The sequence below is a fragment of the Ochrobactrum sp. SFR4 genome, from assembly GCF_019730395.1.
Lineage (GTDB): Bacteria > Pseudomonadota > Alphaproteobacteria > Rhizobiales > Rhizobiaceae > Pseudochrobactrum.
On the sequence record NZ_JAAPBB010000882.1, the window covers coordinates 1 to 264 of the forward strand.

The following is a 264-nucleotide window of genomic DNA, read 5'->3' on the forward strand; positions in this document are numbered from 1 at the left end:
CCGCTGTCAGCAGGATCAGATCACCTTTGCGATAGGCACTCTGCCCCAGAGACAGGCTGAGCGGAATAGTCGCCGCCGATGAGTTGCCATAATCCCTGATTGTGCGGGCAGTCACCGCATTGCTCAATTGTAACTGTTCGCCCACCGCATCAAAAATCCGTGCATTGGCCTGATGCGGCACAAAATGATTGATCGTGGCGGGTTCAACATCTGCCTGTTGTAAAACTGTTTTGCCGCCTTCCGCCATGGTCTTCACCGCCTGTG

At 54.5% G+C, this 264-nt stretch carries 1 protein-coding gene; it reads right to left on the reverse strand.

Annotation, left to right across the window (positions count from 1 at the left end):
• Positions 1-247, reverse strand: a 247-nt coding sequence (locus HBA93_RS21615; protein ID WP_286202127.1) for a 3-oxoacyl-[acyl-carrier-protein] synthase III C-terminal domain-containing protein, incomplete at its 3' end; no start/stop codon positions are given.
• Between the last annotated feature and the right edge of the window lie 17 nt (positions 248-264).